The organism is Ancylobacter koreensis, from assembly GCF_023016525.1.
GTDB classification, from domain to species: Bacteria; Pseudomonadota; Alphaproteobacteria; order Rhizobiales; family Xanthobacteraceae; genus Ancylobacter; species Ancylobacter koreensis.
In genome coordinates this window covers 514855-539352 of the sequence record NZ_JALKCG010000001.1, presented here as the reverse complement: position 1 = coordinate 539352, position 24498 = coordinate 514855, and the positions used below count along the sequence as shown (strand labels likewise).

At 69.0% G+C, this 24498-nt stretch carries 19 protein-coding genes; 8 read left to right on the top strand and 11 right to left on the bottom strand.

What is annotated here, in order from left to right; all coding sequences use genetic code 11:
- Positions 1-25: 25 nt before the first annotated feature.
- The 6 genes from MWN33_RS02395 to MWN33_RS02370 form a co-directional block, all read right to left on the bottom strand.
- On the bottom strand, positions 26-1441 hold the full coding sequence (locus tag MWN33_RS02395) for a M16 family metallopeptidase (RefSeq protein WP_247199763.1): 1416 nt from the start codon (positions 1439-1441) through the stop codon (positions 26-28).
- Positions 1442-1742: 301 nt separating this feature from the next.
- Entirely contained in the window at positions 1743-2393 is a 651-nt protein-coding gene (locus MWN33_RS02390; protein ID WP_247198511.1) for a hypothetical protein, read from the bottom strand.
- 82 nt (positions 2394-2475) lie between these two features.
- Entirely contained in the window at positions 2476-2964 is a 489-nt protein-coding gene (lspA, locus tag MWN33_RS02385) for a signal peptidase II (RefSeq protein ID WP_247198510.1), read from the bottom strand.
- Between the two features lie 34 nt (positions 2965-2998).
- Positions 2999-6070 carry an isoleucine--tRNA ligase gene (ileS, locus tag MWN33_RS02380; protein ID WP_247198509.1) on the bottom strand — a complete coding sequence of 1024 codons (3072 nt, stop codon included), beginning with the start codon at positions 6068-6070 and terminating at the stop codon, positions 2999-3001.
- Positions 6071-6449: 379 nt separating this feature from the next.
- Positions 6450-7418, bottom strand: a complete 969-nt coding sequence (locus MWN33_RS02375; RefSeq protein ID WP_247198507.1) for a bifunctional riboflavin kinase/FAD synthetase — start codon at positions 7416-7418, stop codon at positions 6450-6452.
- Between the two features lie 106 nt (positions 7419-7524).
- Complete coding sequence (locus tag MWN33_RS02370) at positions 7525-8418, bottom strand: TIGR01459 family HAD-type hydrolase (RefSeq protein WP_247198506.1); 894 nt, start codon at positions 8416-8418, stop codon at positions 7525-7527.
- A gap of 203 nt (positions 8419-8621) precedes the next feature.
- Between MWN33_RS02370 and MWN33_RS02365 the strand changes: the two genes are divergently transcribed.
- The gene (locus MWN33_RS02365; RefSeq protein ID WP_247198505.1) at positions 8622-9254 is read left to right on the top strand and encodes a MarC family protein; all 633 of its coding nucleotides are present in this window, start codon (positions 8622-8624) and stop codon (positions 9252-9254) included.
- A 14-nt stretch (positions 9255-9268) separates the two neighbouring features.
- Here MWN33_RS02365 and MWN33_RS02360 read toward each other — a convergent pair whose 3' ends face one another.
- Positions 9269-10087 (bottom strand): Crp/Fnr family transcriptional regulator, encoded by an 819-nt coding sequence (locus tag MWN33_RS02360; RefSeq protein ID WP_247198504.1) that lies wholly within the window; start codon positions 10085-10087, stop codon positions 9269-9271.
- 204 nt (positions 10088-10291) lie between these two features.
- Here MWN33_RS02360 and MWN33_RS02355 point away from each other — a divergent pair, with 204 nt between their 5' ends.
- The 3 genes from MWN33_RS02355 to MWN33_RS02345 all read left to right on the top strand — a co-directional run bounded on the left by MWN33_RS02355 (position 10292) and on the right by MWN33_RS02345 (position 13354).
- On the top strand, positions 10292-11443 hold the full coding sequence (locus tag MWN33_RS02355; protein ID WP_247198503.1) for a sensor histidine kinase: 1152 nt from the start codon (positions 10292-10294) through the stop codon (positions 11441-11443).
- Positions 11444-11556: 113 nt separating this feature from the next.
- Complete coding sequence (locus MWN33_RS02350) at positions 11557-12930, top strand: dihydroorotase (RefSeq protein WP_247198501.1); 1374 nt, start codon at positions 11557-11559, stop codon at positions 12928-12930.
- A 13-nt stretch (positions 12931-12943) separates the two neighbouring features.
- Positions 12944-13354, top strand: coding sequence for a RidA family protein (locus MWN33_RS02345; protein WP_247198499.1), 411 nt, complete (start codon positions 12944-12946; stop codon positions 13352-13354).
- Here MWN33_RS02345 and truA read toward each other — a convergent pair.
- Positions 13344-14096 carry a tRNA pseudouridine(38-40) synthase TruA gene (gene truA / locus MWN33_RS02340; RefSeq protein ID WP_247198498.1) on the bottom strand — a complete coding sequence of 251 codons (753 nt, stop codon included), beginning with the start codon at positions 14094-14096 and terminating at the stop codon, positions 13344-13346. The genes MWN33_RS02345 and truA overlap by 11 nt on opposite strands.
- A 230-nt stretch (positions 14097-14326) precedes the next feature.
- Between truA and polA the strand changes: the two genes are divergently transcribed.
- A complete protein-coding gene (gene polA / locus MWN33_RS02335; protein ID WP_247198497.1) occupies positions 14327-17281 on the top strand; it encodes a DNA polymerase I in 2955 nt (984 codons plus the stop codon).
- Positions 17282-17320: 39 nt separating this feature from the next.
- Here the strand turns inward: polA and MWN33_RS02330 are convergent, their stop codons facing one another.
- Together MWN33_RS02330 and MWN33_RS02325 are read right to left on the bottom strand one after the other, a co-directional pair.
- On the bottom strand, positions 17321-18955 hold the full coding sequence (locus tag MWN33_RS02330) for a hypothetical protein (RefSeq protein WP_247198495.1): 1635 nt from the start codon (positions 18953-18955) through the stop codon (positions 17321-17323).
- Positions 18956-19165: 210 nt separating this feature from the next.
- Positions 19166-19936, bottom strand: a complete 771-nt coding sequence (locus tag MWN33_RS02325) for a glutathione S-transferase (RefSeq protein ID WP_247198493.1) — start codon at positions 19934-19936, stop codon at positions 19166-19168.
- A 255-nt stretch (positions 19937-20191) separates the two neighbouring features.
- Here MWN33_RS02325 and MWN33_RS02320 point away from each other — a divergent pair, with 255 nt between their 5' ends.
- On the top strand, positions 20192-21412 hold the full coding sequence (locus MWN33_RS02320; protein WP_247198491.1) for a polyhydroxyalkanoate depolymerase: 1221 nt from the start codon (positions 20192-20194) through the stop codon (positions 21410-21412).
- A gap of 173 nt (positions 21413-21585) precedes the next feature.
- Here the strand turns inward: MWN33_RS02320 and MWN33_RS02315 are convergent, their stop codons facing one another.
- Positions 21586-21921, bottom strand: coding sequence for a GIY-YIG nuclease family protein (locus MWN33_RS02315; protein ID WP_247198489.1), 336 nt, complete (start codon positions 21919-21921; stop codon positions 21586-21588).
- 146 nt (positions 21922-22067) lie between these two features.
- Here MWN33_RS02315 and MWN33_RS02310 point away from each other — a divergent pair, with 146 nt between their 5' ends.
- Both MWN33_RS02310 and MWN33_RS02305 read left to right on the top strand, forming a co-directional pair.
- Positions 22068-23495, top strand: coding sequence for a homospermidine synthase (locus MWN33_RS02310; protein WP_247198488.1), 1428 nt, complete (start codon positions 22068-22070; stop codon positions 23493-23495).
- Between the two features lie 168 nt (positions 23496-23663).
- A complete protein-coding gene (locus MWN33_RS02305; protein WP_247198487.1) occupies positions 23664-24368 on the top strand; it encodes a glutathione S-transferase N-terminal domain-containing protein in 705 nt (234 codons plus the stop codon).
- Positions 24369-24498 lie beyond the last annotated feature (130 nt).

Genomic DNA, 24498 nt, shown 5'->3' with positions numbered 1-24498 from the left:
GGCCGCGACGCGCAGCGCCCGCCGCTCACGAGCGGTCCTCCGGGCGGTTGGCGCCGGCGGCGGCGGGGGCAGAAACGGGCGCGGCGGCCGGCGCCGCGACAGGGGCAACAGCGGCGGGCTTGGCCGGCAGAAGCTGGCTGGTCACGGCACGCGCGGGCACCAGCCAGCGGCGGGCGGCCTCACGCACCTCGTCGGCGGTGACCTTCTTCACGAGGTCCGGCCAGATGCGCACGTCCTCGGCGGTGGAGCCGGTGGCCAGAGCCGCGCCGTAGATGCGCGCCAGCGTCGCCTGGTTGTCCTGCGCGTAGATCGCCTCGGCGACGAGGCGGGTCTTGGCGCGCTCCAGCTCGGCGGCGTCCGGGCCGTTGGCGGCGAAGTCGGCGATCACCTCGTCGAGCGCGGCCTCCAGCGCCTCCATCGTCACCTGCGGACGCGGCGTCACCGAAATGCCGAAGCGGGTGTCGTCGAGCGAGGTCGACTGGTACCAGGCGCCGGCACTGGCAGCGACGCCCTTCTGCGCCACCAGCGTGCGGTAGAGGCGCGAGGTCGAGCCGCCGCCCAGCACCTGGGCGAGCACGTCGAGGGCGACGCTCTCCTTCGGGTCGGCGCGGTAGGCGGGCACGAGATAGCTGCGCGACAGGCTGGGCTGGCCGACGCGGGCATCCGCCAGCACGAGGCGGCGCTCGGCGCGCGGGGCCGGCTCGGCCGGACGCACGCGCTCGGCGGTCTCGGCGCGGCGGGCCACCTTGCCATAGGTCTCCTGCGCGAGCTTCCTCACCTCCTCCGGCTCGACATCGCCGGCGACCACGAGGATCGCGTTGTTCGGCGTGTAGAAGCGGCGGTAGAAGGCGAGCGCGTCCTCGCGGTTCAGCTTCTTGATCTCGTCTTCCCAGCCGATGATCGGATGGCCGTAGGGATGGTTGACATACATCGCCGCCTGCGCCGCCTCGGAGAGCTGGGAGGCGGGGTCGTTGTCGGTGCGCATGCGGCGCTCTTCCAGCACCACGTCGCGCTCGGGCAGCACCACCTCGTCGGTCAGAACGAGGCCGGTCATGCGGTCGGCCTCGAAGCCCATCACCGTGGCGAGGTTCTGCTTGGCGACGCGCTGGAAATAGGCGGTGTAGTCCTGCGAGGTGAAGGCGTTCTCCTGCCCGCCGAGCTTGGCCACGACCTGCGAGAACTCGCCGGCGGGATGCTTGTCCGTACCCTTGAACATCAGGTGTTCAAGGAAATGGGCGATGCCGGACTTGCCGGGCTGCTCGTCCGCCGAGCCGACGCGGTACCACACCATGTGGGTGACGACCGGGGCGCGATGGTCGGGCACCACCACGACCTGCATGCCGTTGTCGAGGGTGAACTCGGACACGTCGGCGGCATCGGCCCGCGAGGGGGCGGTGGCGAGGCCGGCGGCGGCGCCGGCGATCAGCATCAGAGCGGGCATCATTCTTCCAGTCACAGCGGCATCCGTTTCGGCGTCCGTCCGGCCCGGCACCGCAGGCACGCCCGGTGAACGCTGGAAGCGTCGGGGCGTCTCGGGCATCGGGAGCGCCGCCGGGATCGGACGGCGCGGAGCGGAACGTTCAGGCGCAATGTAGCGACGGGGCGGCGCCGATGCGAAGCGCGGCGAGGCCCTATCACCGCGAAGTGAGACATTACGGGACGTTAAGCCGGGGCTTCGTCCCGCCGGGGCGGCTCACGCACCGAGCGGGAATCGTGCGCAAACGCCGGCTCCGGGCCGGTGCTCACTTGTTCGACTGGGTACGGTCGAACCAGCTCTTGAGCTTCCATTCCTTTTCCTCGGCGCGGTCGGCGACCACGCCGTAGGCGGCGCCGGGCGCCGGGGTCTGGTAGCCCGGCGGCGGCTGGATCAGCGCCTCGCGCTCGGGCTCGCCCTCGAACTTGAGCGCCGTGTCCTTCTTGTTGCCCCAGCCGAAGAAATCGAGCTGGTTCAGCGACAGGCGGTTGTCGTCGTTCCTGCGGCCGGAGGCACGCGCGCCGGGCGCATAGGCGCCGGCCTTGCCGCCGCGCTCCAGCTCGGCGGGGGTCAGCTTGCGCGAGGCGGTGTCCTTGAGCGTGCGCATGTCGACCACCGTGGTCGCCTTCTCCTTCTCGCGCGCCACCACGTCGTGGTCCTTCGGCCAGGCCGGGTTCTGCGAGATGGCGGACGCGTCGCGCGGGGGGGGCAGCACGTCGCCGGTGGGCGGCACCACCAGCGGGGCACGCTCGCGATAGTCGATGTCCGGCGTCATCGGCGCCACCAGGCCGAGGCCGGTGAGGAGCTGGCCGGTGAGGTTCATGTCTTCCTGCGCGGAGGCCGGCGCGGCCAGCGCGAGGGCGCACAGCGCGGCGCCGGCGAGGATCGCGGCGCGGGTCGAACGGGGCTTTGTCGTCATCCGGTCGTCTCCTGCGGTCTGCCCGGCGCGAGGGACGGGCTCCGCTCAAGCGTGCGGAAGGTCCGATGTCATTGGAGGGCGGCTATTTTGCGGCGCCGCCCAAAAATGAATCATACAAAAGCAGTCCCACGCCGGCAACAATGGCGACGTCGGAGAGGTTGAACACGTACCAGTAGAAGCCGAAGGCGTGCAGCGACACGAAGTCGAACACCGCGCCATAGGCGAGCCGGTCGACCGCGTTGCCGAGCGCCCCGCCGATCAGGAGGCCGAGCGCGGCCGCCTCCAGCCGCCGGTCCACGCGCGCCAGCCAGAACCAGAAGAACAGCGCCGCCACCAGCTTGAAGCCGCCGAGCAGCCACCAGCCGTCCAACCCCTGCGAGAACAGGCCGTAGCTGATGCCGGTGTTCCAGATGCGCACCAGATCGAGGAAGGGCAGCACGGTGACGAAGCCGCTGTCGCCGAAATCGACGCCATGCAGCACGGCGAGCTTGGAGCCCTGGTCGACGACCAGCGCGGCGAGCGCGTAGAGGCCGCCATAGAGGGTGAGCGGGCCGGCGAGACGCAGTTTCATCGGCGCGGCGGCCCTCTCCTCGTCGCGTACCCGCTCACTCGGCCGCCCGGCGGGCGCTGGCGAGCTCGCGCAGCGCGCGCGCGTCGCGCGGCGTCACGTCGGGATAGTCGGGGTCGGTGCCGACCAGCGGCGAGATCTTCCACGAGCGGGCGCATTTCTCGCCGACCGCGCGCGCCGGCACGACGGCGACGCCCGGCACTTCCGGCAGGCGGAAGGCGCCCGAGGGACCCTCGTCCGGCATCAGATGCGCGTCGGAGGTGATGCAGACTTCCGCGAGGTCCACCGCGCTCACCGCCGCGAACAAGGCGGGGTCGCTGACATGGATCACCGGCGCCGCCTCCAGGCTGGAGCCGATGCGCTTGGCGGCGCGCTCGATCTCCAGCGCACCGAGCACGACGCGCCGCACGAGGCGGATCTTGCGCCACTCGTCGGCCAGCGCCGCGTCGCGCCATTTGGCGGGCGTCTCCGGGAAGGTCTCGAGATGCACCGAGCCGGTCTCGGAGGGGAAGCGGGCGAGCCAGGTTTCCTCCGCCGTGAAGGGCAGGATCGGCGCCAGCCACACCACGAGGCGGGCGAACACCTCGTCGAGCACGGTCAGGCAGGCGCGGCGCGTCACCGAGGAGAGCGGGTCGCAATAGAGCGCGTCCTTGCGCACGTCGAAGTAGAAGGCGGAGAGCTCGCTGGTCATGAACGCGGTCAGCGCCGCGTTGACGCGCTTGAAGTCGAAGGCGGCATAGGCCTCGCGCACCGTGGCGTCGAGCTCGGCGAGGCGATGCAGCACCATGCGCTCCAGCGCCGGCATGTCGGCATAGGCAACGCGCTCGGCCTCGCGGTAATGGTGCAGCGAGCCCAGCAGCCAGCGCAGCGTGTTGCGCAGCTTGCGGTAGGTCTCGACCGTGGTCTTGAGGATTTCCGGCCCGATGCGCAAATCGTCGGAATAGTCGGAGGCGCAGACCCACAGGCGCAGGATATCGGCGCCGGAGGACTTGATGACCTCCTGCGGGGCGACCACGTTGCCGATGGACTTCGACATCTTGCGGCCCTGCTCGTCGAGCACGAAGCCGTGGGTCAGCACCACGTCATAGGGCGGGCGCCCGCGCGTGCCGCAGCTCTCCAGCAGCGAGGAATGGAACCAGCCGCGGTGCTGGTCCGAGCCTTCCAGATACATCACCCGGTCCGGCCCGCCGGAGAAGGCGCGGTTGACCTTCAGGTCCTCTCGCACCTCCAGCGTGAAGGCGTGGGTGGAGCCGCTGTCGAACCACACGTCGAGAATGTCGTCGATCTTGCGCCACTCGGCGGGGTCGTAGTCGTTGCCGAGGAAGCGGGCGCTCGCGCCTTCCTTGTACCAGGCATCGGCGCCCTCGGCCTCGAAGGCGGCGGCGATGCGCGCGTTGACCTGTTCGTCGCGCAGGATCTCGACCGTGCCGTCGCCCTTGTCGCGCACGAAGACCGCAATCGGCACGCCCCAGGCGCGCTGGCGCGAGACCACCCAGTCCGGGCGGTTCTCGATCATGCCGGTGATGCGGTTCTGGCCCGAGGCCGGCACCCAGTCGACGCCGGCGATGCCGCCGAGCGCGCGGGCGCGCAGCGTGTCGCCCTTGGTCGATGAGCCGTCCGCCGCTGCGATGTCCCTGTCCATCGCGATGAACCATTGCGGCGTGTTGCGGAAGATCACCGGCGCCTTGGAGCGCCAGCTATGCGGGTACTGATGCTTCAGCCGGCCGCGCGCGATGATCTTGTCGGCCGCCATCAGCGCCTTGATCACCACGTCGTTGGCGTCGCCGTCCTTGCCCTTGTCGTCCATCACGCGATGGCCGGCGAAGAGCGGCACATGGTCGTAATAGCGCCCGTCCGGGCCGACCGTGTGGGGCACCTCGCCGAGTTTCTCGGCGATGAACAGGTTGAAGTCGTCCGCGCCGTGGCCGGGCGCCATGTGGACGAAGCCGGTGCCGGTGTCGTCGGTCACGAAGTCGCCGGCCACGACAGGCACGGGGAAGTCGAAATAGCCCTGCGCACCCTCCACGCCCTTGAACGGATGGGCGCAGACGAGATGGGTGGGGTCCACCTCCTTGTGGCGCTCGTAAGCCGTGACGCGGGCGGCCTTGAACACCTCTTCCGCCAGCTTGTCGGCGACGATGAAATGTTCGCCCACCTTCGCCCAGTTGTCGTGCGGGGCCTCCGTCACCTCGTAGACCGCATAGGTCACGTCCGGCGAGAAGGCGATGGCGCGGTTGCCGGGGATGGTCCAGGGCGTCGTCGTCCAGATGACGATGGAGGCGCCCTCATAGGAAGGGAACAAATGGATGTCGGCGGCCTCGCTGGCCGGCTCCAGCCCCTTGGGCAGCCCGCCGGCGGTGGCCGCGCTCTTGCGGTAGCCGGTGACGGGGAACTTCACATAGATCGTGGTCGACTGGTGGTCGTGATACTCGACCTCGGCCTCGGCCAGCGCGGTGCGCTCGACCACCGACCACATGACCGGCTTGGAGCCGCGATAGAGCAGGCCGTTGCCCGCGAATTTCATGATCTCGCGGGCGATCTGCGCTTCCGCGTCGTAGCTCATGGTCACATAGGGGTGCGACCAGTCGCCCTCGACACCGAGCCGCTTGAACTCGGCGCGCTGCACGTCGATCCAGCCTTCGGCGAAGGTGCGGCATTCCTGGCGGAACTCGACGACCGGCACCTCGTCCTTGTTGCGGCCCTTGGCGCGATACTGTTCCTCGATCTTCCATTCGATCGGCAGGCCGTGGCAGTCCCAGCCCGGCACGTAGTTGGAATCGTGGCCGAGCGCGCCCTGCGAGCGCACCACCACGTCCTTCAGGATCTTGTTGAGCGCGTGGCCGATATGGATGTTGCCATTGGCGTAGGGCGGGCCGTCATGCAGCACGAAACGCGGGCGCCCGGCTCCGGCCTTGCGCTGCTGGCCATAGAGGTCGATGCGCTCCCAGCGTGCCAGCAGTTCCGGCTCGCGCTGCGGCAGGCCGGCGCGCATGGGGAACTCGGTCTGCGGCAGGAACAGGGTCGAGGAATAATCATGCGCGGCGCCCGCGCCCGCGCCATCCCCGGCGGCCCCGTTCTCGTTGCGACCATCGCTGTTGCGGCTCGTCATCACGCGCTCCTTCGCTCGCGCCCGGTTTAAGCGCAGCGGCAGGCGGGTGCAAGGGATGGGCGGGGAAGGCGGGGCTTTGAAGAGCAGGGCTGGGCGGGAGTCACGGCACGCCGGAGCATGTGCGGCCGCTTCGCGGGTGTCTCCTGGGTCCCGGATCGGCGCTCCGCCTGCGGCCTCGCTTGTCCGGGACACACGCGTGCTTTTCCCGGACAAGGCGCGCAGCGCGCGGCGCCGCTCCGGGACCCAGCGAAAACCCTTCTGCAAAGACCTTCTTCAACCCGCTGACATGCCATCTCGGAGCCAGGTCGTGGATGGCCGGGTCAGGCCCGGCCATGACAGTGCGCGAGGCGTAAAGTGCGCACCCGACAGGCCGGGCGCCCTACGCGCCCGCCAGCGCCGCCCGCGCGTTGGCGCTGTCGATGTCCATCTGCGCGACCAGCGCGTCGATGCCGTCGAATTTCAGCTCCGGGCGCAGCCAGGCGTGGAAGGCGACGGTGAGCGTTCGCCCGTAGAGGTCGCCGGCATAGTCGAAGACGAAGGTCTCCAGACGCGGCGCGCCGTCATCAAAAGTCGGGCGGCGGCCGAAGCTGGCCACGCCCTTGTGGCGCACGCCGTCGATCTCCACCGTCACCGCGTAGATGCCATGCGCCAGCGTCACCGCCGGGTCGAGCCGCATGTTCGCCGTGGGGTAGCCGAGGTCGCGCCCGCGCTTGTCGCCATGGATCACCTCGGCGGCGATCTCGAAGGGCGCGCCGAGCATATGGGCGGCCTGCTCGACGCGGCCCTGCGCCAGCGCGGCGCGGATGACGCTGGAGGAGACCTGCGCCCCCTCGTCGAGCAGCGGGGGCACGATCTCCACCGCGAAGCCGTGCCGGGCACCGGCCTCGCGCAGGAACAGCGGCGAGCCGCCGCGCCCCTTGCCGAAATGGAAATCGTAGCCCGCCACCACCATGGAGACGCCGAGCCGGCCGACGAGAATGTCGGCGACGAAGCTCTCGGCGTCCTTGGCGGCGAGCGCGGCGTCGAAGGCCAGCACCGCCGCGCCGTCGAGCCCGGTCTCGGAAAGGCGCTTCAGCTTCATCGGCTCGGGGGTGAGGCGGAAGATCGGCTCGTCGGGGCGGAAGAAGGCGCGCGGATGCGGCTCGAAGGTCACGGCCAGCGCCGGCCGGCCCAGCGCGCGGGCGCGTTCCACGGCGATGGCGATCACGGCGCGATGGCCGCGATGCACGCCGTCGAAATTGCCGATGGCAACCACCGGCCCGGCAAAGGCGGGGCGAAGCGCGTCGCCGTTGCGCAGCACGGCGAAGGAAGGAGGAGCGGTGTCGGGGGAGGCAGCGGCGTGGGTCATGTCACCAAACGCGGGACGATGGGACGCGGGACAATGGGGCGACGCCGCAGGCCGGCGCGGCACTTAAGTGGCCCCGCCCCGGCGCGGCGTCAATCGGGGTTATCGCTCACCAGGCGAGGCGCGTCGTCACCGCCGCCGGACGGCCGGGGCCGTCTTCCAGCAGGCGGGCCAGCGCGGCGGGATCGACGTCGGCGCCATGCTCCAGCCCAAGCTCGCCGGCATGGATGCCGGCCGCCACGAACAGGCAGTCGATGCCCATGCCCAGCGCCCCGGCCAGATCGGTGCGCAGGGCGTCGCCGATGGCGAGCACGCGGGAGGGATCGACGGGCGCGCCGCGCAGCGTTCCGGCGGTGGCGAAGGCGGTCTCGTAGATCGGGCGGTGCGGCTTGCCGCAGAACACCGCCTCGCCGCCGAGTTCGACATAGGCCTCGGCAATGGCGCCGGCGCACCAGATCAGCTCGCCGCCGCGCTCCACCACGATATCGGGGTTGGCGCAGATGAAGGGCAGGGCGCGGGCGCGGGCAGTCTTCAGCGTGTCGGCATAGTCGGCCGGGGTCTCCACCGTGTCGTCGAACAGGCCGGTGCAGACGATGAGTTCGGCCTCCTCGAGGCCGGTGAGCGTCAGGTCGAGCCCGGCGTAGATGCCGAGGTCGCGCTCGGGGCCGAGATGCCACATCTTCACGCCCGGCCGCTTCGCCAGCAGCGCGCTCGTCACCATGCCCGAGGTGACGATGGCGTCATAGGCCTCGCGCGGGATGCCGAAGCCGTCGAGGATGCGCGCCACGCCTTCGGGCTCGCGGGGAGCGTTGGAGACGAGGATGACGGTGGCGCCGCCGGCGCGGGCGCGAACCAGCGCATCGGCGGCGGCCGGCGCGCCGGCGACGCCATTGTGCAGCACGCCCCAGACGTCGCAGAGTACAAGGTCGTAGCGCGGCGCGAGCGCGGCGAAGGAGGGCGCGAGGGGCGGCAGGGCGGCGAGGAGCGCGGCATCACGGGACATAGCCGGGGCTTGCCACGCCTGCGCGCGCCGCACAAGGCCCGCACGGGCGGACATGGCATGCAGGCGCGCCCTGCGCAGGCGGCGGCGCGCGGCGTTCCCGGCCTGCGGTCGGCGGCCACGGTTCCCGGCGGCGCGGTTCCTGCTACAACGGGGCGGCGGAGCGGACAGGGGAGCCGTCGCGCCGAGAGGGAGACCGCACCGGAATGGATTTCGCCTTCGCCGCCAAGGTGTTCGCCGCCCTGTTCGCGATCATGAACCCGATCGCCAACCTGCCGATCTTCCTGTCGCTGACTTCCGGCATGAGCCAGCAGGAGCAGCGCCGCACCGGCGTGCTCGTCGTCGCCACCGTGTCGGTCGGCTGCTTCGTGTCGGCGGTGGCCGGCAGCGCCATCCTCGCCTTCTTCGGCCTCGACGTGGATCATTTCCGCCTCGCCGGCGGGCTGATCGTGCTGCTGATCGCGCTGTCCATGCTGCATGGCGGGGAGAGCGCGACGCATGGCGGCTCGGGCGAGGAGAAGGCCGGCTTCAACAACGCGAGCAACGTCGCCTTCTACCCGATGGCGATCCCGATCCTGCTCGGGCCCGGCACCATCTCGGCGCTGATCGTCTATTCCCACGACGCGTCCGGCACCGGCGGCTATCTCGCCCTCGGCGCCGGCATGGCCGCCTTCCTGGCGCTGCTCGCCGTCACGCTGATCGGCGCCCCCTTCATCTCCCGCATCCTCTCGCCCACGGTGATGAGCGTCACCAAGCGCCTGATGGGCATGGTGCTGGCCGCCATCGCCATGGAGATGCTGGTGGCGAGCCTGCGTTCGCTGTTTCCGGGGCTCGTCTGACGGCGCTTGGGCCGTCAGGGACGGAAATACGGGCCGTTGGTGACGATGGCGCCGTGGCCGACCACCTCGTTGCCATTGGGATAGACGCCGGCGAGTACGTCGTCGTAGTGGCGCCGCACGGATTGGTGGCAGCTGCAGCTCATCGCACCCAGCTTCTCGCCATCCGCGATGCGCAGCCGGCCCCGGTGCGGCTCGATGGCGCCTGCCTGCTGCATCTGGCGGATGACCCGGCTGATATAGGAGCGTCCCACGCCCATCATGCCGGCAAGCTGCTCCTGGGTGAGCCGCAGGTCCTGCTCGCCGGTGCGCTCCCTTGCGGCGATCAACCATTTGGCGGTGCGCTGCTCGATGTCGTGGATGGCGTTGCAGGCGACCGACTGGAACACCTGCGCCAGCAGGCAGTCCGCATAGCGGGCGAACAGGTTGCGCAAAGGCGGCGAGGCCGCCTTGGCGCGGTCGAGTTCGGCGCATTCGAGCCGCAGGAGCGGCCCGCTCACCTGCACCACGGCGCGGGCGAAGGCGGGCAGCCGGCCCTGGCTGACGATGCCGCCCACCGCGCCCTCGCGGCCGATGGTGGTGATCTCGACCTGCCGCCCGTCGTCGAGCGGGACCATGAAGGAGACCAGCGCCTGCCCGCAGGGGAAATAGACGTGGCGCACATCGTCGCCGGGCTCGTAGAGCACCGATCCGGCGGCACGGTCGGTGCGCCGCAGATGCGCGCGCAGGAGGCCGAAATCGGCGGGGCGCAAGGCGCCGAGAAGGTTGTTGCCGCCCGACGAGGTCTCCTCGTCAACGCCCGTCTGCTCGCGCTCTCCACCGCCCTCGAAACCCATCGCATCCTCCCTTTCCCGGCAGGCAACGCGGCAGGCGGCCAAATGTTCACAAGCGGACAGAACGGACGTGACGGTTTGCCTACAACAGGGCACACTCACAATGGTGTGAGCCGCGGCGGCCAGGAGTTGGTGTGACGGATGCGACCGCCACGGATGCGCGAGGAAACCCCGTCCGGCCTGCCACGCCCGCACCCATCGCCTTCCATGGCTGAGCCTTCGGCACAGGCGGGCCCCCCGGCCGCCCCCGGGCGCGCTGCGCGCGAGCCTGCGGACGCCGGCCGGCCGGCATACGCCGCCTCGGGCGATCCCTCCCCCACCGGCGGCGACAAGGCGCTCGGCGGCCTCTCCTTCTGGCGGCTGGTGCAGGCGGCCGAGCCGCTGCGCCGGCACCCCTGGCTGGCCGATGCGGTGGGGGTGGCGATGTTCGCCGCCGCGCTCGCCCTGCGCTTCGCGGTCGACGAGGTGCTGCCCCCGGGCTTTCCCTTCCTCACCTTCTTTCCGGTGGTGATCCTCTCCACCTTCTTCTGCGGGCTGCGGCCCGGCATCACCTGCGCGGTGCTGTCCACCGCCGCCGCGTGGTATTTCTTCATCGGCCCGGCCTCCGGCATGCGGCTGACCGGGCAGGCCCTGCTGGCGCTCGCCTTCTTCGTGGCCATCGCGGCGATCGACATCGTGCTGATCCACTTCACCTTCAGCGCGGCCGACCGGCTGCGGGCGGAGAAGGAGACGACCGCCCGGCTCTACGAGTGCCAGCGCACCATGTTCCAGGAGCTGCAGCACCGCGTCGCCAACAACATGCAGTTCGTCGCCGCGCTGCTGACGCTGCAGAAGCGCAAGGCGGAGAACGAGCCGGCCCTCGCCGTGGCCGCGCTCGACGAGGCGCGCGACCGGCTCGACACCATCGCCCGCATCCACCGGCGGTTGCATGCGCCCGAGCGGCTCGACATGCCAACCGAGGGCTATCTCAGCGAATTGTGCAGCGATCTGGTCGAGGCCTCGGGGGCGGAGGGCATCGCCTGCGCGGTCTCGGCGCCCGACCTGCCGCTGAACGTGACGCAGCTCACCACCCTCTCCATGCTGGTGGCCGAAATCGTGACGAATTCCCTCAAGCACGCCTTTGGGCCCGGCCAGGCGGGCACCATCGCGGTGACGGTACGCCCGGCCGGCGAGCGCCGCTACGAGATCACCGTGGCCGATGACGGGCGCGGCCTGCCGGCCGATCTCGACCTCAGCCGCTCGCGCGGGCTCGGCTGGCGCATCATACAGGGCCTCGCCGCCCAGCTCGGCGGGCAGGCCGAGCTCGCCCCCTCGCAGGGGCACGGCACGGCGGTGCGGGTGGTGATGAGCGTCGGCTGAACGCGCGGGGCTTTCGAGAACGGCTTTCGACGTCGGCTTTGCCCGCTTGCCTGCCGCCCCATATGGCGTAAGAGCGGGGCAACGGAGCAAAGCCACCCGGCGGAGGACAGCACATGGCGCAGACGTTCGATCTTCTCCTCAAGGGCGGCACGGTGGTGAACCAGGACGGCATCGGCGCCCGCGACGTCGGCGTGCGCGAGGGCCGCATCGCCGGCATCGGCAGCTTCGCGCCCGAACAGGCCGGCGAGACGATCGACTGCACCGGGCTGCACATCCTGCCCGGCGTGATCGACACGCAGGTACATTTCCGCGAGCCCGGCCTGGAGCACAAGGAAGACCTGGAATCGGGGTCCCGCGCGGCGGTCATGGGCGGCGTCACCGCCGTGTTCGAGATGCCCAACACCAACCCGCTCACCACTTCGGGCGACGCGTTGGCCGACAAGGTGCGCCGCGCCAGCGGGCGCATGCATTGCGACTTCGCCTTCTTCGTCGGCGGCACGCATGAGAATGTGAAGGACCTGCCGGAGCTGGAGATGCTGCCGGGCGCGGCCGGCATCAAGGTGTTCATCGGCTCCTCCACCGGCTCGCTGCTGGTAGCGGACGACCCAGGCGTGCGCGCCATCCTCAAGGTGATCCGCCGGCGCGCCTCGTTCCATTGCGAGCACGAGCCCCGCCTCGACGAGCGCAAGGGCCTGCGCGTGGAGGGTGACCCCTCCTCGCACCCGGTCTGGCGCGACGAGGTCGCCGCGCTCACCGCCACCACCCGCCTCGTCAACCTCGCCCGCGAGGAGGGCAAGCGCGTCCACGTGCTGCATATCACCTCGCAGGAGGAGATCGAGTATCTGCGCACCCAGAAGGACGTCGCCACGGTGGAGGTGACGCCGCATCACCTCACCATGGACGAGAGCTGGTACGGCCGGCTCGGCTCGCTGGTGCAGATGAACCCGCCGGTGCGCGCCGCCCGCCACCGCGACGCGCTGTGGCGTGGCCTCGCCGAGGGCGTGGTCGACGTGCTCGGCTCCGACCATGCCCCCCACACGCTGGAGGAGAAGGCCAAGACCTATCCCGCCAGCCCCTCGGGCATGACCGGCGTGCAGACGCTGGTGCCCACCATGCTCGACCATGTGAATGCCGGCCGGCTGACGCTGGAGCGCTTCGTCGACCTCGCCAGCGCCGGGCCGGCCCGCATCTTCAACATCGCCACCAAGGGCCGCATCGCAGTGGGCTACGACGCCGATTTCACCGTCGTCGACCTCAAGCGGCGCGAGACCATCCGCAATGAATGGATCGCCTCCAAGGCCGGCTGGACGCCCTATGACGGGGTGGAAGTGACGGGCTGGCCGGTGGGAACCTTGGTGCGCGGCCGCAAGGTGATGTGGGAGGGCGAGCTGACGACGCCCGCGCAGGGCGCCCCGGTGCGTTTCATGGACGCGCTTAAGGCCCCGGCGCCGACCCGCACGCCAACGCTGTTCGAGCGGCTGGGCTAGGGCCTGTGCCGCCATGCCGCGCCGCACGCTTCAGCCGCCGCAACTCTTCGACAGCCGCCCCTGGGGCTTCTCGCAGGTCAGCGTCTCGCCACCCGGCGCCATCGTCCACGTGGCCGGGCAGGTGGCGTGGGACGCCGAGGGCCGGGTGAGCGCCGTCGGGCGCGAGGCGCAGCTTCGGCAGGTGCTGGCGCAGGTCATCCTCGCCGTGGAAGCCGCCGGCGGCAATGCCGACGACATCCAGATGCTGCGCCTCTACATGCCGGGCTTCGAGCCGGGCACCGAGGCGGATCTCGTCGGGCGGGTGCTGGTGGAGACCTTCGGCCGCGAGAACCCGCCGAGTTCGACATGGCTCGGCGTGCAGGCGCTCGCCCAGCCGGAATATCTCGTCGAGGTCGACGCGGTGGCGGTCGTCCCTAATACGTGACTTCCGCCAGATAGAGCCCGGCCGAGGGCGCCATCGGGCCGCAGCGCGTGCGGTCGGCGGCCTCCAGCGCGGCCGACACGTCGTCCGGCGTCCACGCGCCCTCGCCGACCTTCACCAGCGTGCCGACCATGGAGCGCACCTGATGGTGCAGGAAGGACCGCGCCTGCGCATGCACGCGAATCTCCATTCCGGGCCCTTCCAGCGGCACCTGCTCGACCTCCAGCCGGTCCAGCGTCTTCACCGGCGAGGCGGCCTGGCAGCCTATGGCGCGGAAGGTGGTGAAGTCGTGCCGGCCGACGAGCCGCGCGGCGCCTTCCGCCATCGCCGCGGCGTCGAGCGGGCGCAGCACCCGCCAGGCGCGGTTGCGCTCCAGCACGAGGTCCGGCCGGCGGGCGATGATGCGGTAGAGATAGCGCCGCCCCGTCGCCGAGAACCGGGCGTGGAAATCGTCCGCTGCCCGCTCGGCGGAGAGCACGGCGACGGGGTGCGGGCGCAGATGCGCGTTCATCGCGTCGCGCACCGTGTCGGGCTTCCAGTCGCGGGAGAGTTCGACATGGGCAACCTGGCCCGAGGCGTGCACGCCCGCATCCGTCCGCCCGGCGCCGTGCACGGCGGCCTCCTCGCCGGAAAAGGCGGTGACCGCCCGCGCCAGCACGCCCTGCACGCTCTCCCCCGCCGCCTGGATCTGCCAGCCGATGAAGGGGGTGCCGTCATATTCGATGGTGAGCTTGTAGCGGGGCATGGGGGTTTCCTGCCGGCTCTCTAGCGCCGGACGGGCGCGGCGTCACGCATCGTGTTCGTCATCCCGGACGGCCGCAGGCCGATCCGGGACCGCCACGCCGGTTTGGAGGACGATCCCGGCTCTCGCTGCGCTCGGCCAGGATGACGACCCGCAACGGGCCTCCGACCGCTCCCGCCCCCTTGCCCCCGCCGGGCGCCGGGGGCATCGTGCGCGCCTCACCGGAGCCTGCAATGCCCGCGAACGACCCCCATCACGACACCGTGGATGCCGGCGACCATGTCGTCCTGATCGACGGCTCGGCCTATATCTTCCGCGCCTACCACGCGCTGCCCCCGCTCACCCGCAGCTCCGACAAGCTGCCGGTCGGCGCGGTGGCCGGTTTCTGCAACATGCTGTGGAAGCTCGTGCGTGCGCAGGGTTTTGAGCCGAAGCCCACCCATCTCGCCGTGGTGTTCGACAAGTCCGAGCAGACCTTCCGCAAGGACATCTACCCGCTCTACAAGGCGCAGCGCCCGGAGCTGCCGGAGGATTTGCGCCCGCAGTTCCCGCTGATCCGCGAGGCGACGCGCGCCTTCGACCTCGCCTGCGTCGAGCAGGCCGGCTTCGAAGCCGACGACCTGATCGCCACCTATGCCGAGCAGGCCAAGGCCAAGGGCGCGCGCGTCACCGTCATCTCCTCCGACAAGGACCTGATGCAGCTCGTCGACGACCTCGTGCGTATGTACGACCCGATGAAGGACCGCGCCATCGGCGCCGAGGAGGTGTTCGAGAAGTTCGGCGTCGCGCCTGAAAAGGTGGTCGACGTGCAGTCGCTGGCCGGCGATTCCGTGGACAACGTGCCGGGCGTGCCGGGCATCGGCATCAAGACCGCCGCCCAGTTGCTGGCCGAGTATGGCAACCTCGACACGCTGCTCGCCCGCGCCGAGGAGATCAAGCAGACCAAGCGGCGCGAGAACCTGATCGAATTCGCCGATCAGGCCCGGCTGTCGCGCCAGCTCGTCACGCTCAAGCGCGACGTGCCGCTCGACGTGCCGCTCGACGACATCGCGGTGGTGGAGCCCGAGGGAAAGCGCCTCGTCGCCTTCCTCAAGGCGATGGAATTCACCACGCTGACCCGCCGCGTGGGCGAGGCCTATGAGATCGACATCGCCGCCGTCGAGCCCGATCCGGGCCTGAAGGCGGGCGGCGAGGAGACCGCGCTGCTGACCGCCGGGCTCGACCCCGAGACCCGCCAGCCCGCCGCGCCGGGCGACGTCGATTCGACGCCCGACGGCGAGGCCGCGCTCACCCCGCAGGCGCTCTCGGCGGCCCGCATCGCGCACGCCACCGCCACCCCGGTGGACCGCTCGCGCTACGAGACCGTGACGACGCCGGCGCGGCTGCGGGAATGGATCGCCCGCGCCATCGACCTCGGTATCGTGGCGGTCGACACCGAGACGACGGGCCTCGACCCGATGCAGGCGGAAATCGTCGGCTTCTCGCTCGCCACCGCGCCGAACGAGGCCTGCTACGTGCCGCTCGCCCACAAGGGCGGCGACGAGGGCCTGTTCAGCGAGGGGTTGCTGCCGGACCAGATCCCCCTCAATGAGGCGGTGGCCGCGCTGAAGCCGCTGCTCGAAGACGCTTCCGTGCTGAAGATCGGGCAGAACCTGAAATATGACTGGCTGGTGTTCCGCCGGCTCGGCATCGAGGTCGCGCCCTATGACGACACGATGCTGATTTCCTACGTGCTGGACGCGGGCGCCTCGCCGCACGGCATGGACCCGCTCTCCATGCGCTGGCTCGGCCACACGCCGATCAAGTACGAGGAGGTCTGCGGCAAGGGCAAGGGGCAGATCTGCTTCGACCGCGCCGCCATCGACAAGGCAAGCGAATACGCCGCCGAGGATGCCGACGTCACGCTGCGCCTGTGGCAGGTGCTCAAGCCCCGCCTCGCAGCGGAGGGCAAGACCAATGTCTACGAGACGCTGGAGCGCCCGCTCGTCGCCGTGCTGGCGCGGATGGAAGCGCGCGGCATCATGATCGACCGGCAGATGCTCTCGCGCCTCTCCGGCGAGTTCGCTCAAGGGATGGGCCGTCTGGAGGCGGAAATCTCCGAAATGGCCGGCGAGACCTTCAACCCCGGCTCGCCCAAGCAGCTCGGCGACATATTGTTCGGCAAGATGCAGATCCCCGGCGGGCGCAAGACACCGACGGGGGCCTGGTCGACCGGCGCCGACGTGCTGGAGGAGCTGGCCGAGCAGGGCCATGCGCTGCCCCGCCGCATCCTCGACTGGCGCCAGCTCCAGAAGCTGAAATCGACCTATGCCGATGCGCTCCCGACCTATGTGCACCCCGAGACCGGGCGCGTGCACACCTCCTTCGCGCTGGCCGCCACCACGACGGGCCGGCTCTCCTCCTCCGAGCCGAACCTGCAGAACATCCCGGTGCGCACCGAGGAGGGGCGGCGCATCCGCAAGGCGTTCATCGCCGCGCGCGGGCACAAGCTGATCTCGGCCGACTATTCGCAGATCGAACTGCGCCTGCTCGCCGAGATCGCCGACACGCCCTCGCTGCGCCAGGCCTTCCAGGACGGGCTGGACATCCACGCCATGACGGCCTCGGAGATGTTCGGCGTGCCGATCGAAGGCATGCCGGGCGAGGTGCGCCGGCGCGCCAAGGCGATCAATTTCGGCATCATCTACGGCATCTCGGCCTTCGGCCTCGCCAACCAGCTCTCGATCCCGCGCGAGGAGGCGGGCGCCTACATCAAGCGCTATTTCGAGCGCTTCCCCGGCATCCGCGCCTATATGGACGAGACGCGCAACTTCGCGCGCGAGCACGGCTATGTGGAGACGCTGTTCGGCCGGCGCTGCCACTACCCTGATATCAACGCCAAGAACCCCTCGATCCGGGCCTTCAACGAACGCGCGGCGATCAATGCGCGGCTGCAGGGCTCGGCTGCCGACATCATCCGCCGCGCCATGGCGCGCATGGACGGGGCGCTGGAGAAGGCGAGGCTCTCCGCCCGCATGCTGCTGCAGGTGCATGACGAGCTGATCTTCGAGGTGCCGGACGAGGAGGTCGCCGCCACCATCCCCGTGGTGCGCGAGGTGATGGAGCTGGCGCCCTTCCCCGCCGTGGCGCTGAAGGTGCCGCTGAAGGTCGACGCCCGCGCGGCGGAGAACTGGGACGAGGCGCACTGAGCGGGGGACGGCGGCGTTCCAGACGCCGCCGCGACCGCGCTATTTCATGCCGGACAGGAAGGGTTCGGTCCGGAACTCGGTGACCGCTCCCTCCGGCAGGCGCACCCGGGAACTGACCACGTCTTGCCCGCCATCCAGGCTGCGCATCGTCTTCCAATCCGCCTTGCCGAGCGCAGGACTCGATGCTTCGAAGCCGAGCTGGCCCGCCTGATAGTCGCGGACAAGGGCCTTCCCCTGCTCGGAAAGAACGACGCTGCCCCTCAAGGGATCGAAGACGAGGAACTCGACCGAGCTCGTATCCACATTCTGGCGAATGGCGGCGCCTCGGGCCGTGGCGTCGAAGGACAGGGCCGCGAAGACCTCGGCATCCTGTGGCTTCCCGGCATCCCTCAACTGGCTTGCGATCTCGCTCCCGAGGATGGCGATCTTGCCGTAGTCGGCATTGCCAATCGCGCTGGCAAGCTGAGCGGAAAAGCGTTCGGCATTAATTTCCGCCTCGTTCGAGGAACCGAACGCCGTCAACCAGATGTCCTTCTCGGTGAACTTTTCAAGATCAATACGTTTCTCGTCTGCCGGCTCTCTTTTATGGTTCAGAATTTTAACCGTAACGAATTTGACCATTCGGAAATTCGTAAATACGACCTGCGGTGTCGTGCATGTTTTTGAAACGGATTCATTCATTACGACGTAGGCGCTTTCCTGTATGACATCGACTCTGTATTCGACGGACTCGTTACAAATAGGCTCCTTGACTTTATATATTCCTGTCGAATCACGCCGATATTCACTTATCGGATGCCAGTCGCTGCCTTGTATTCGTCTAAATATCGCTGCTTCGACAGGTATATTTCGATTTGTCTTGGTAATTATCTCGATTTCCTCTGCCCCGGCCTCCGTCGGGAGCGATGCCAAAACAGTCATCGACGTTAGAAGGAATGCAAATGGGAAAGCGAATGTCCGACGCCCGTTTTTCCAACGATACGTCGCTATTTTCTCGCGCAGATATCCGATCAGCTTGATCGTCTTGTCTTTTATTGCAGTGGCAATTCGTTGCGGCAAGCTCCCGACAATTTCCAGAAGAAGCCAAAGACCGAATAGACCGGCGGACGCAATGGTCGCTATTATGATAATCTTCAGGTAATTCGCGAGAATGAACCCTTCCAATGTCGGGCCACGCACAAGAATGGTCGCTTTCAACGAACGTACCTCCTCGATTTTGAGGCTTGTCAGGTCGTAGCCCACGCGAACATGTGCATCGTCGCCGGTGAGACCCATGAGATAGCTCACCTGAGCTTGGGGCGGGATGACCGCATCGACGTTGAAGGTATCGGTTGCCACGCTTCTTGGCTGGGAATTCATCCAGATCGAGCCGCTTCGTACGAACTCGACCATCTGCCCCGATTCCGGCAGCGGCCGGAAACACGGGCCGGCGGCATCCGTTGCGCGCAGACATTCGAAGCCGAAGAAACCAAAGTCGATTGGCTGGCTCATGGACCTGTTCAGCAAGGTCACGGTCGCCTCGCGGTCCTTCCCCGTACCGGTGTAGGAGATGGAGTATTCGATGTAGCGCGTGTTCTTCAGCTCGGAGATGGCCGAGTTCAACAGCCAGCTCAGCGCGCCGACAAGTATTGCCAGCACGTAGGGTGCGCTGCTTTCCCTGAAGATGCCCGACATCGCCGGCCCCCCTGACGCAAGGCGGAACGCTTGCGCGGCGGACCGGATTTCTGCTCGCCCGCCCGCCCGGCCGACGCAGAAACAGCCTGCGTGCCCTACGCCCGGCCATCATCCCGCCGAAACGGTATTCGCGTCAAGATTGTATTGTCAGAAGAAACATCTTCTGGCGATGGGCGTGGAGCGGCTCGCCGCGCGGCGTATGTGCCCCCCTCAGAACTCGACGTCGAGTTCCTCCATCTCGTCGGGCTCGGTCAGCGCGGCGGCGGTCCATTCCTTCATGGCGGGAAGCGCGAGCACGGTCTTCGCATAGGCGCGCAGCGGCGCTTCCAGTTTCACGTCATAGGTGGTGAAGCGCGAGCAGACCGGGGCGTACATGGCGTCGGCCATGGTCGGGGCGGCGCCGAACAGGTAGGGGCCGCCATAGGTCTTCAGGCAGTCGCGCCAGATGGCGAGGATGCGCTCGATGTCGCCCATCGCGCCGGTCCACACCTTGAAGCCGGGGTGGCTGGCCTTGATGTTCATCGGCAGCGCCGAGCGCAGATTGGCGAAGCCCGAATGCATCTCGCCGCAGATCGAGCGGCAATGCGCGCGCGCTGCACTGTCCTTGGGCAGAAGCCCGGCCTCTGGCTTCAATTCGTGCAGGTATTCGGCGATGGCCAGCGTGTCCCAGATGCGCAGGCCCGCATGGTCGAGCCGCGGCACCAGGAAGGAGGAGGACTGCAGCAGCAGCTCGGCGCGGATCGAGGGATCGTCCGCCGAGACGCGTGCCTCCTCGATGTCGAGCCCCGCCAGCCGGCACAGCAGGAAACCGCGCAGCGACCACGAGGAATAGTTCTTGCTACTGAGGGTGAGGACCGCCTCGGCCTTCGTGGCCGGTGGGCTCGCCGAACCGGCCGCCGCCGGTCTGGCGGCCTTCTTCGTCCCCGAGCCGGACGCCGTGCGGGACGACGCGGATGTGGACTTCGAGGTCGGGGCGGGCATGGCCATGCGTCCTGTGGTGCGGAAGGCGATGATGATCGGTCGGGCCGGAGCAAACACTATTCGTGCCATCCCCGATGAGCCGCCCGCGCGCGCCTTTCCGGGCCAATGCCGGCGCGCCGTCACGCAACCGCCATCTCTTCGCTTGGCAAAGCCGGGCGCGGGCGCATACGCTCACTCCTTGCGCCTCCGGTTCCCCGGCGCGCCCGCGCTTCCGTCCCGCCTCTCCCGCCTTTCCCATTGGGCCCTCCGCCGCCGATGATCTATGCCGCGTACCAGGCCCAGGCCGACCTGTTCGATCCCGTCCGCATGGCGGCCCGCTTCTCGCGCCGGATGATCGGCACGGCGCAGGCCGGCTTTGGCGACAGCGCGATGCTGCGCAACCTCGCCGCCGCCTGCGAGATGATCGAGCGCGCCGGGCTCAGCCACCGGCGTCCCGCCTTCGACATCGACCGGGTGACGGTCGGCAACCGCGAGGTCGAGGTGCGCGAGGAGGTGGCGCTGGCGCTGCCCTTCGGCTCGCTGCTGCACTTCGCCAAGGACATCGACCAGCCGCAGCCGCGCGTGCTCGTCGTCGCCCCGCTGTCGGGCCACTTCGCCACGCTGCTGCTGGACACGGTGAAGACCCTGCTGCCGGAGAACGACGTCTACATCACCGACTGGCACAATGCCCGCGACGTGCCGCTCGCCGACGGCGCCTTCGGCTTCGACGATTATGTGGAGCACGTCATCGCCTTCACCCGCGCCATGGGGCCGGGCGGGCACCTGCTCGCCGTCTGCCAGCCCTGCGTGCAGGTGCTCGCCGCCACCGCCGTGATGGCGCAGCGCGACGATCCCGCCCAGCCGCTCTCCGTCACGCTGATGGCCGGGCCGGTCGACACCCGCGTCAACCCGACCAAGGTGAACGAGCTCGCCACCTCGAAACCCATCGAATGGTTCGAGCAGAACCTCATCGCCACCGTGCCGCCCGGCTTTGCCGGCGCGGGGCGGCGGGTCTATCCCGGCTTCGTGCAGGTCGGCGCCTTCATGGCGATGAACATGGAGCGCCATGTGAAGGCGCATATGGAGCTGTTCGAGAACCTCGCCATGGGCGAGCACGAGAAGGCGCGCACGACCAAGCATTTCTACGACGAGTATTTCGCCGTGCTCGACCTTGCGGCCGAATTCTATCTGGAGACCATCGCCAAGGTGTTCCAGGAGCACGAGCTGCCGCGCGGCGTGCTGACCTTCCGGGGCGAGACGATCGACTTCCGCGCCGTGCGGCGCACCGCGCTGCTGACCGTCGAGGGCGAGCGCGACGACATCTGCGCGGTCGGCCAGACCGTGGCGGCGCAGGACATCTGCGCCTCGCTGCGCCCGCATCTGCGCCGCCACCACATGCAGGCCGGGGTGGGCCATTACGGCGTGTTTTCGGGCCGGCGCTGGAAGGGGCAGGTTTACCCCCTCGTGCGCAACCACATCCTCGCCAGCGACGCCTGAGCGGGATCGCAGGGCAGCGGCCCGGACAAGGACAGGGAAGGCCGTGACGAGCCCGGCCAAGACAAGTCCTGCCACGACAAGCCCTGCCACGACGCGCCTTGGGACATTGCGTCATAAGGACCGCCGTCATGCCCGGCCTTGGGCCGGGCATCCACGACGTCGCGCGTGCCCCGTCAGCGCGTGATCTGGTCGTAAAGGTCTCGCCATTCAGGATTGTCGGCGTGAATGAGCCGCACCTTCCACGCGCGCGGCCAGTGCTTGATGGTCTTCTCGCGCTGGATTGCGGCGGCGATCGCGTCGTGACTCTCGAAATGGGCCCGCGATTTCAGCCCATACCGCCGGGTGAACCCGTCGACGGCTCCCTCCCGGTGCTCCCAGACTCGACGCAGGAGATCAGACGTTACACCGACATAGAGCGTGCCGTTGGGCCGGTTGGTCAGGATGTAGACGAAGCCGCCTCTCATTGCGGAAGCCTGGCAGTCGTGGATGGCCGGGACAAGCCCGGCCATGACGACGGACGGCGAGAGGAGGTGGACGAGAGCGGCGCCCCTCCGCCCGCCCCGTCACGCACACGTCATCATTGACGCGGCAGGCTGGCGCGGCCCATGGTGCCCGCGCAACTTTTCCCTTCGGAACCAAAGGAGTGTCCCCGAGAATGTCGGTATGGCCGATCTATGGAAAAATCGACGGTCCCATCGTGATGATCGGCTTCGGCTCGATCGGTCGCGGCACGCTTCCCCTGCTGGAGCGCCACTTCGATTTCGACAAGGACCGGTTCACCGTCATCGATCCGGTGGACGACCATCGCGCCCTGCTGGACGAGCGCGGCATCGCCTTCCTCCAGCTCGCCATCACGACGGAGAACTACCGCGAGGTGCTCGGGCCCCTGCTCACCTCCGGCGGGCGCGGCTTCGTGGTGAACCTGTCGGTCGACACCGGCTCGGTCGACCTGATGAATTTCGCCCGCGACTGCGGCGCGCTCTATATCGACACGGTGGTCGAGCCCTGGCTCGGCTTCTATTTCGACAAGGACGCCAGCCCCGCCAGCCGCTCCAACTACGCGCTGCGCGAATCCATGCTGAAGGCCAAGCGCGAGAATCCGGGCGGGCCGACCGCCGTCTCCTGCTGCGGCGCCAATCCGGGCATGGTGTCGTGGTTCGTCAAGCAGGCGCTGGTCGACCTCGCCACCGACACCGGGCTCGATTTCGAGGAGCCCGCCACCCGCGAGGGGTGGGCCGAGCTGATGAGCCGCGTCGGCGTCAAGGGCATCCACATCGCCGAGCGCGACACCCAGCGGGCGCGCGACCCGCGCCCCTTCGGCACCTTCGTCAACACCTGGTCGGTGGAGGGCTTCGTCTCGGAGGGGCTGCAGCCGGCCGAGCTCGGCTGGGGCACGCATGAGAAATGGATGCCGGCCAACGGCCACACCCATAATTTCGGCTCCGGCGCGGCGATCTACCTGATGCAGGCGGGCGCGGCGACCAAGGTGCGCACCTGGTGCCCGAGCCTCGGCCCGCAGCACGGCTTCCTCGTCACCCATAACGAGTCGATCTCGATCGCCGACTACTACACGGTGCGCAGCGGCGCGCAGGTCGCCTTCCGTCCGACCTGCCACTACGCCTACCACCCCTGCAACGACGCGCTGCTGTCGTGGCACGAGATGTTCGGCACCGAGGGCAAGCCGCTCGGCGACTGGTCGATCCTGACCGAGCACGAGATCGTCGACGGGCGCGACGAGCTGGGCGTGCTGCTGTTCGGCCATGAGAAGAACGCCTACTGGTTCGGCTCGCGGCTCACCATCGAGGAGGCGCGCAACCTCGCCCCCTACCAGACCGCGACCGGACTTCAGGTGACCTCCGCCGTGCTCGCCGGCATGGTGTGGGCGCTGGAGAACCCGCAGGCCGGCATCGTCGAGACCGACGAGATGGACTACCGCCGCTGCCTCGAAATCCAGCGGCCGTATCTGGGCACGCTGAAGGGCTACTACACGGACTGGACGCCGCTCGACGGCCGGCCAGGCCTGTTCCCCGAGGACATCGACGAAAGCGACCCCTGGCAATTCCGCAACATACTGGTGCGTTGAGACTTTCGCTTCCCCTCTGAGGCGGGCTGCGGCGCGCGGGCGGATCGTCCGCGCGCCGCAGCCCTACCGTCGGCCATTGCTTCCGGGGCTCTTATGTCCGGCGCCGCTCTGGCAATGCGGGCGCGGCTTCATAACTAGGAGCCAAACCCTGCCATCCGGAGCCCCCGCGTGACCGATCTTTCCGCCTTCCCCATCGCCCGCCGCTGGCCGGCGCAGCACCCCGACCGTCTCCAGCTCTATTCCTTCCCCACGCCCAACGGGGTGAAGGTGTCGATCATGCTGGAGGAGACCGGCCTCCCCTATGAGGCGCACACCGTCAATATCGGCAAGGACGAGAGCTGGACGCCGGAATTCCTCGCCCTCAACCCGAACGGCAAGATCCCGGCGATCCTCGATCCGGACGGCCCCGGCGGTGCGCCGCTCGGCCTGTTCGAATCCGGCGCCATACTGATCTATCTCGCCGAGAAGACCGGCAAGTTCCTGCCGGCCGACCCGGCCGGGCGCTACGAGGCGATCCAGTGGGTGATGTTCCAGATGGGCGGCATCGGGCCGATGTTCGGCCAGCTCGGCTTCTTCCATAAATTCGCCGGCAAGGACTATGAGGACAAACGCCCGCGCGACCGCTACGCGAAGGAGAGCGCCCGGCTGCTGCGCGTGTTGGAGGACCGGCTCGACGGGCGCGACTGGATCATGGGCGCGGACTACACCATCGCCGACATCGCCACGCTCGGCTGGGTGCGCAACCTCGTCGGCTTCTACGGCGCCGGCCCTCTGGTGGGCTATGACGAGCTGACGCATGTGCCGGCCTGGCTGGAGCGCGGCCTCGCTCGCCCGGCGGTGCAGCGCGGGCTGGAGATCCCGGCGCGTCCCTGATCCGTACAAGGCGCGGGCGGGGATGCGGCGCGCCGTGCGCCGCCCCCGCCTGCGACAAGGGCAACGCGCTGGCAGGCGGGCGGAATTCGCCTATAAGCTCGGCGCTATCCGACATGTGGGCAGGCGAGGC

Excerpts from the sequence above, each read along its gene's own strand:
- MWN33_RS02395 (WP_247199763.1), bottom strand. The coding sequence starts at position 1,441 with ATGCCCGCTCTGATGCTGATCGCCGGCGCCGCCGCCGGCCTCGCCACC.
- MWN33_RS02390 (WP_247198511.1), bottom strand. The coding sequence starts at position 2,393 with ATGACGACAAAGCCCCGTTCGACCCGCGCCGCGATCCTCGCCGGCGCC.
- lspA (WP_247198510.1), bottom strand. The coding sequence starts at position 2,964 with ATGAAACTGCGTCTCGCCGGCCCGCTCACCCTCTATGGCGGCCTCTAC.
- ileS (WP_247198509.1), bottom strand. The coding sequence starts at position 6,070 with ATGACGAGCCGCAACAGCGATGGTCGCAACGAGAACGGGGCCGCCGGG.
- MWN33_RS02375 (WP_247198507.1), bottom strand. The coding sequence starts at position 7,418 with ATGACCCACGCCGCTGCCTCCCCCGACACCGCTCCTCCTTCCTTCGCC.
- MWN33_RS02370 (WP_247198506.1), bottom strand. The coding sequence starts at position 8,418 with ATGTCCCGTGATGCCGCGCTCCTCGCCGCCCTGCCGCCCCTCGCGCCC.
- MWN33_RS02365 (WP_247198505.1), top strand. The coding sequence starts at position 8,622 with ATGGATTTCGCCTTCGCCGCCAAGGTGTTCGCCGCCCTGTTCGCGATC.
- MWN33_RS02360 (WP_247198504.1), bottom strand. The coding sequence starts at position 10,087 with ATGGGTTTCGAGGGCGGTGGAGAGCGCGAGCAGACGGGCGTTGACGAG.
- MWN33_RS02355 (WP_247198503.1), top strand. The coding sequence starts at position 10,292 with ATGGCTGAGCCTTCGGCACAGGCGGGCCCCCCGGCCGCCCCCGGGCGC.
- MWN33_RS02350 (WP_247198501.1), top strand. The coding sequence starts at position 11,557 with ATGGCGCAGACGTTCGATCTTCTCCTCAAGGGCGGCACGGTGGTGAAC.
- MWN33_RS02345 (WP_247198499.1), top strand. The coding sequence starts at position 12,944 with ATGCCGCGCCGCACGCTTCAGCCGCCGCAACTCTTCGACAGCCGCCCC.
- truA (WP_247198498.1), bottom strand. The coding sequence starts at position 14,096 with ATGCCCCGCTACAAGCTCACCATCGAATATGACGGCACCCCCTTCATC.
- polA (WP_247198497.1), top strand. The coding sequence starts at position 14,327 with ATGCCCGCGAACGACCCCCATCACGACACCGTGGATGCCGGCGACCAT.
- MWN33_RS02330 (WP_247198495.1), bottom strand. The coding sequence starts at position 18,955 with ATGTCGGGCATCTTCAGGGAAAGCAGCGCACCCTACGTGCTGGCAATA.
- MWN33_RS02325 (WP_247198493.1), bottom strand. The coding sequence starts at position 19,936 with ATGCCCGCCCCGACCTCGAAGTCCACATCCGCGTCGTCCCGCACGGCG.
- MWN33_RS02320 (WP_247198491.1), top strand. The coding sequence starts at position 20,192 with ATGATCTATGCCGCGTACCAGGCCCAGGCCGACCTGTTCGATCCCGTC.
- MWN33_RS02315 (WP_247198489.1), bottom strand. The coding sequence starts at position 21,921 with ATGGCCGGGCTTGTCCCGGCCATCCACGACTGCCAGGCTTCCGCAATG.
- MWN33_RS02310 (WP_247198488.1), top strand. The coding sequence starts at position 22,068 with ATGTCGGTATGGCCGATCTATGGAAAAATCGACGGTCCCATCGTGATG.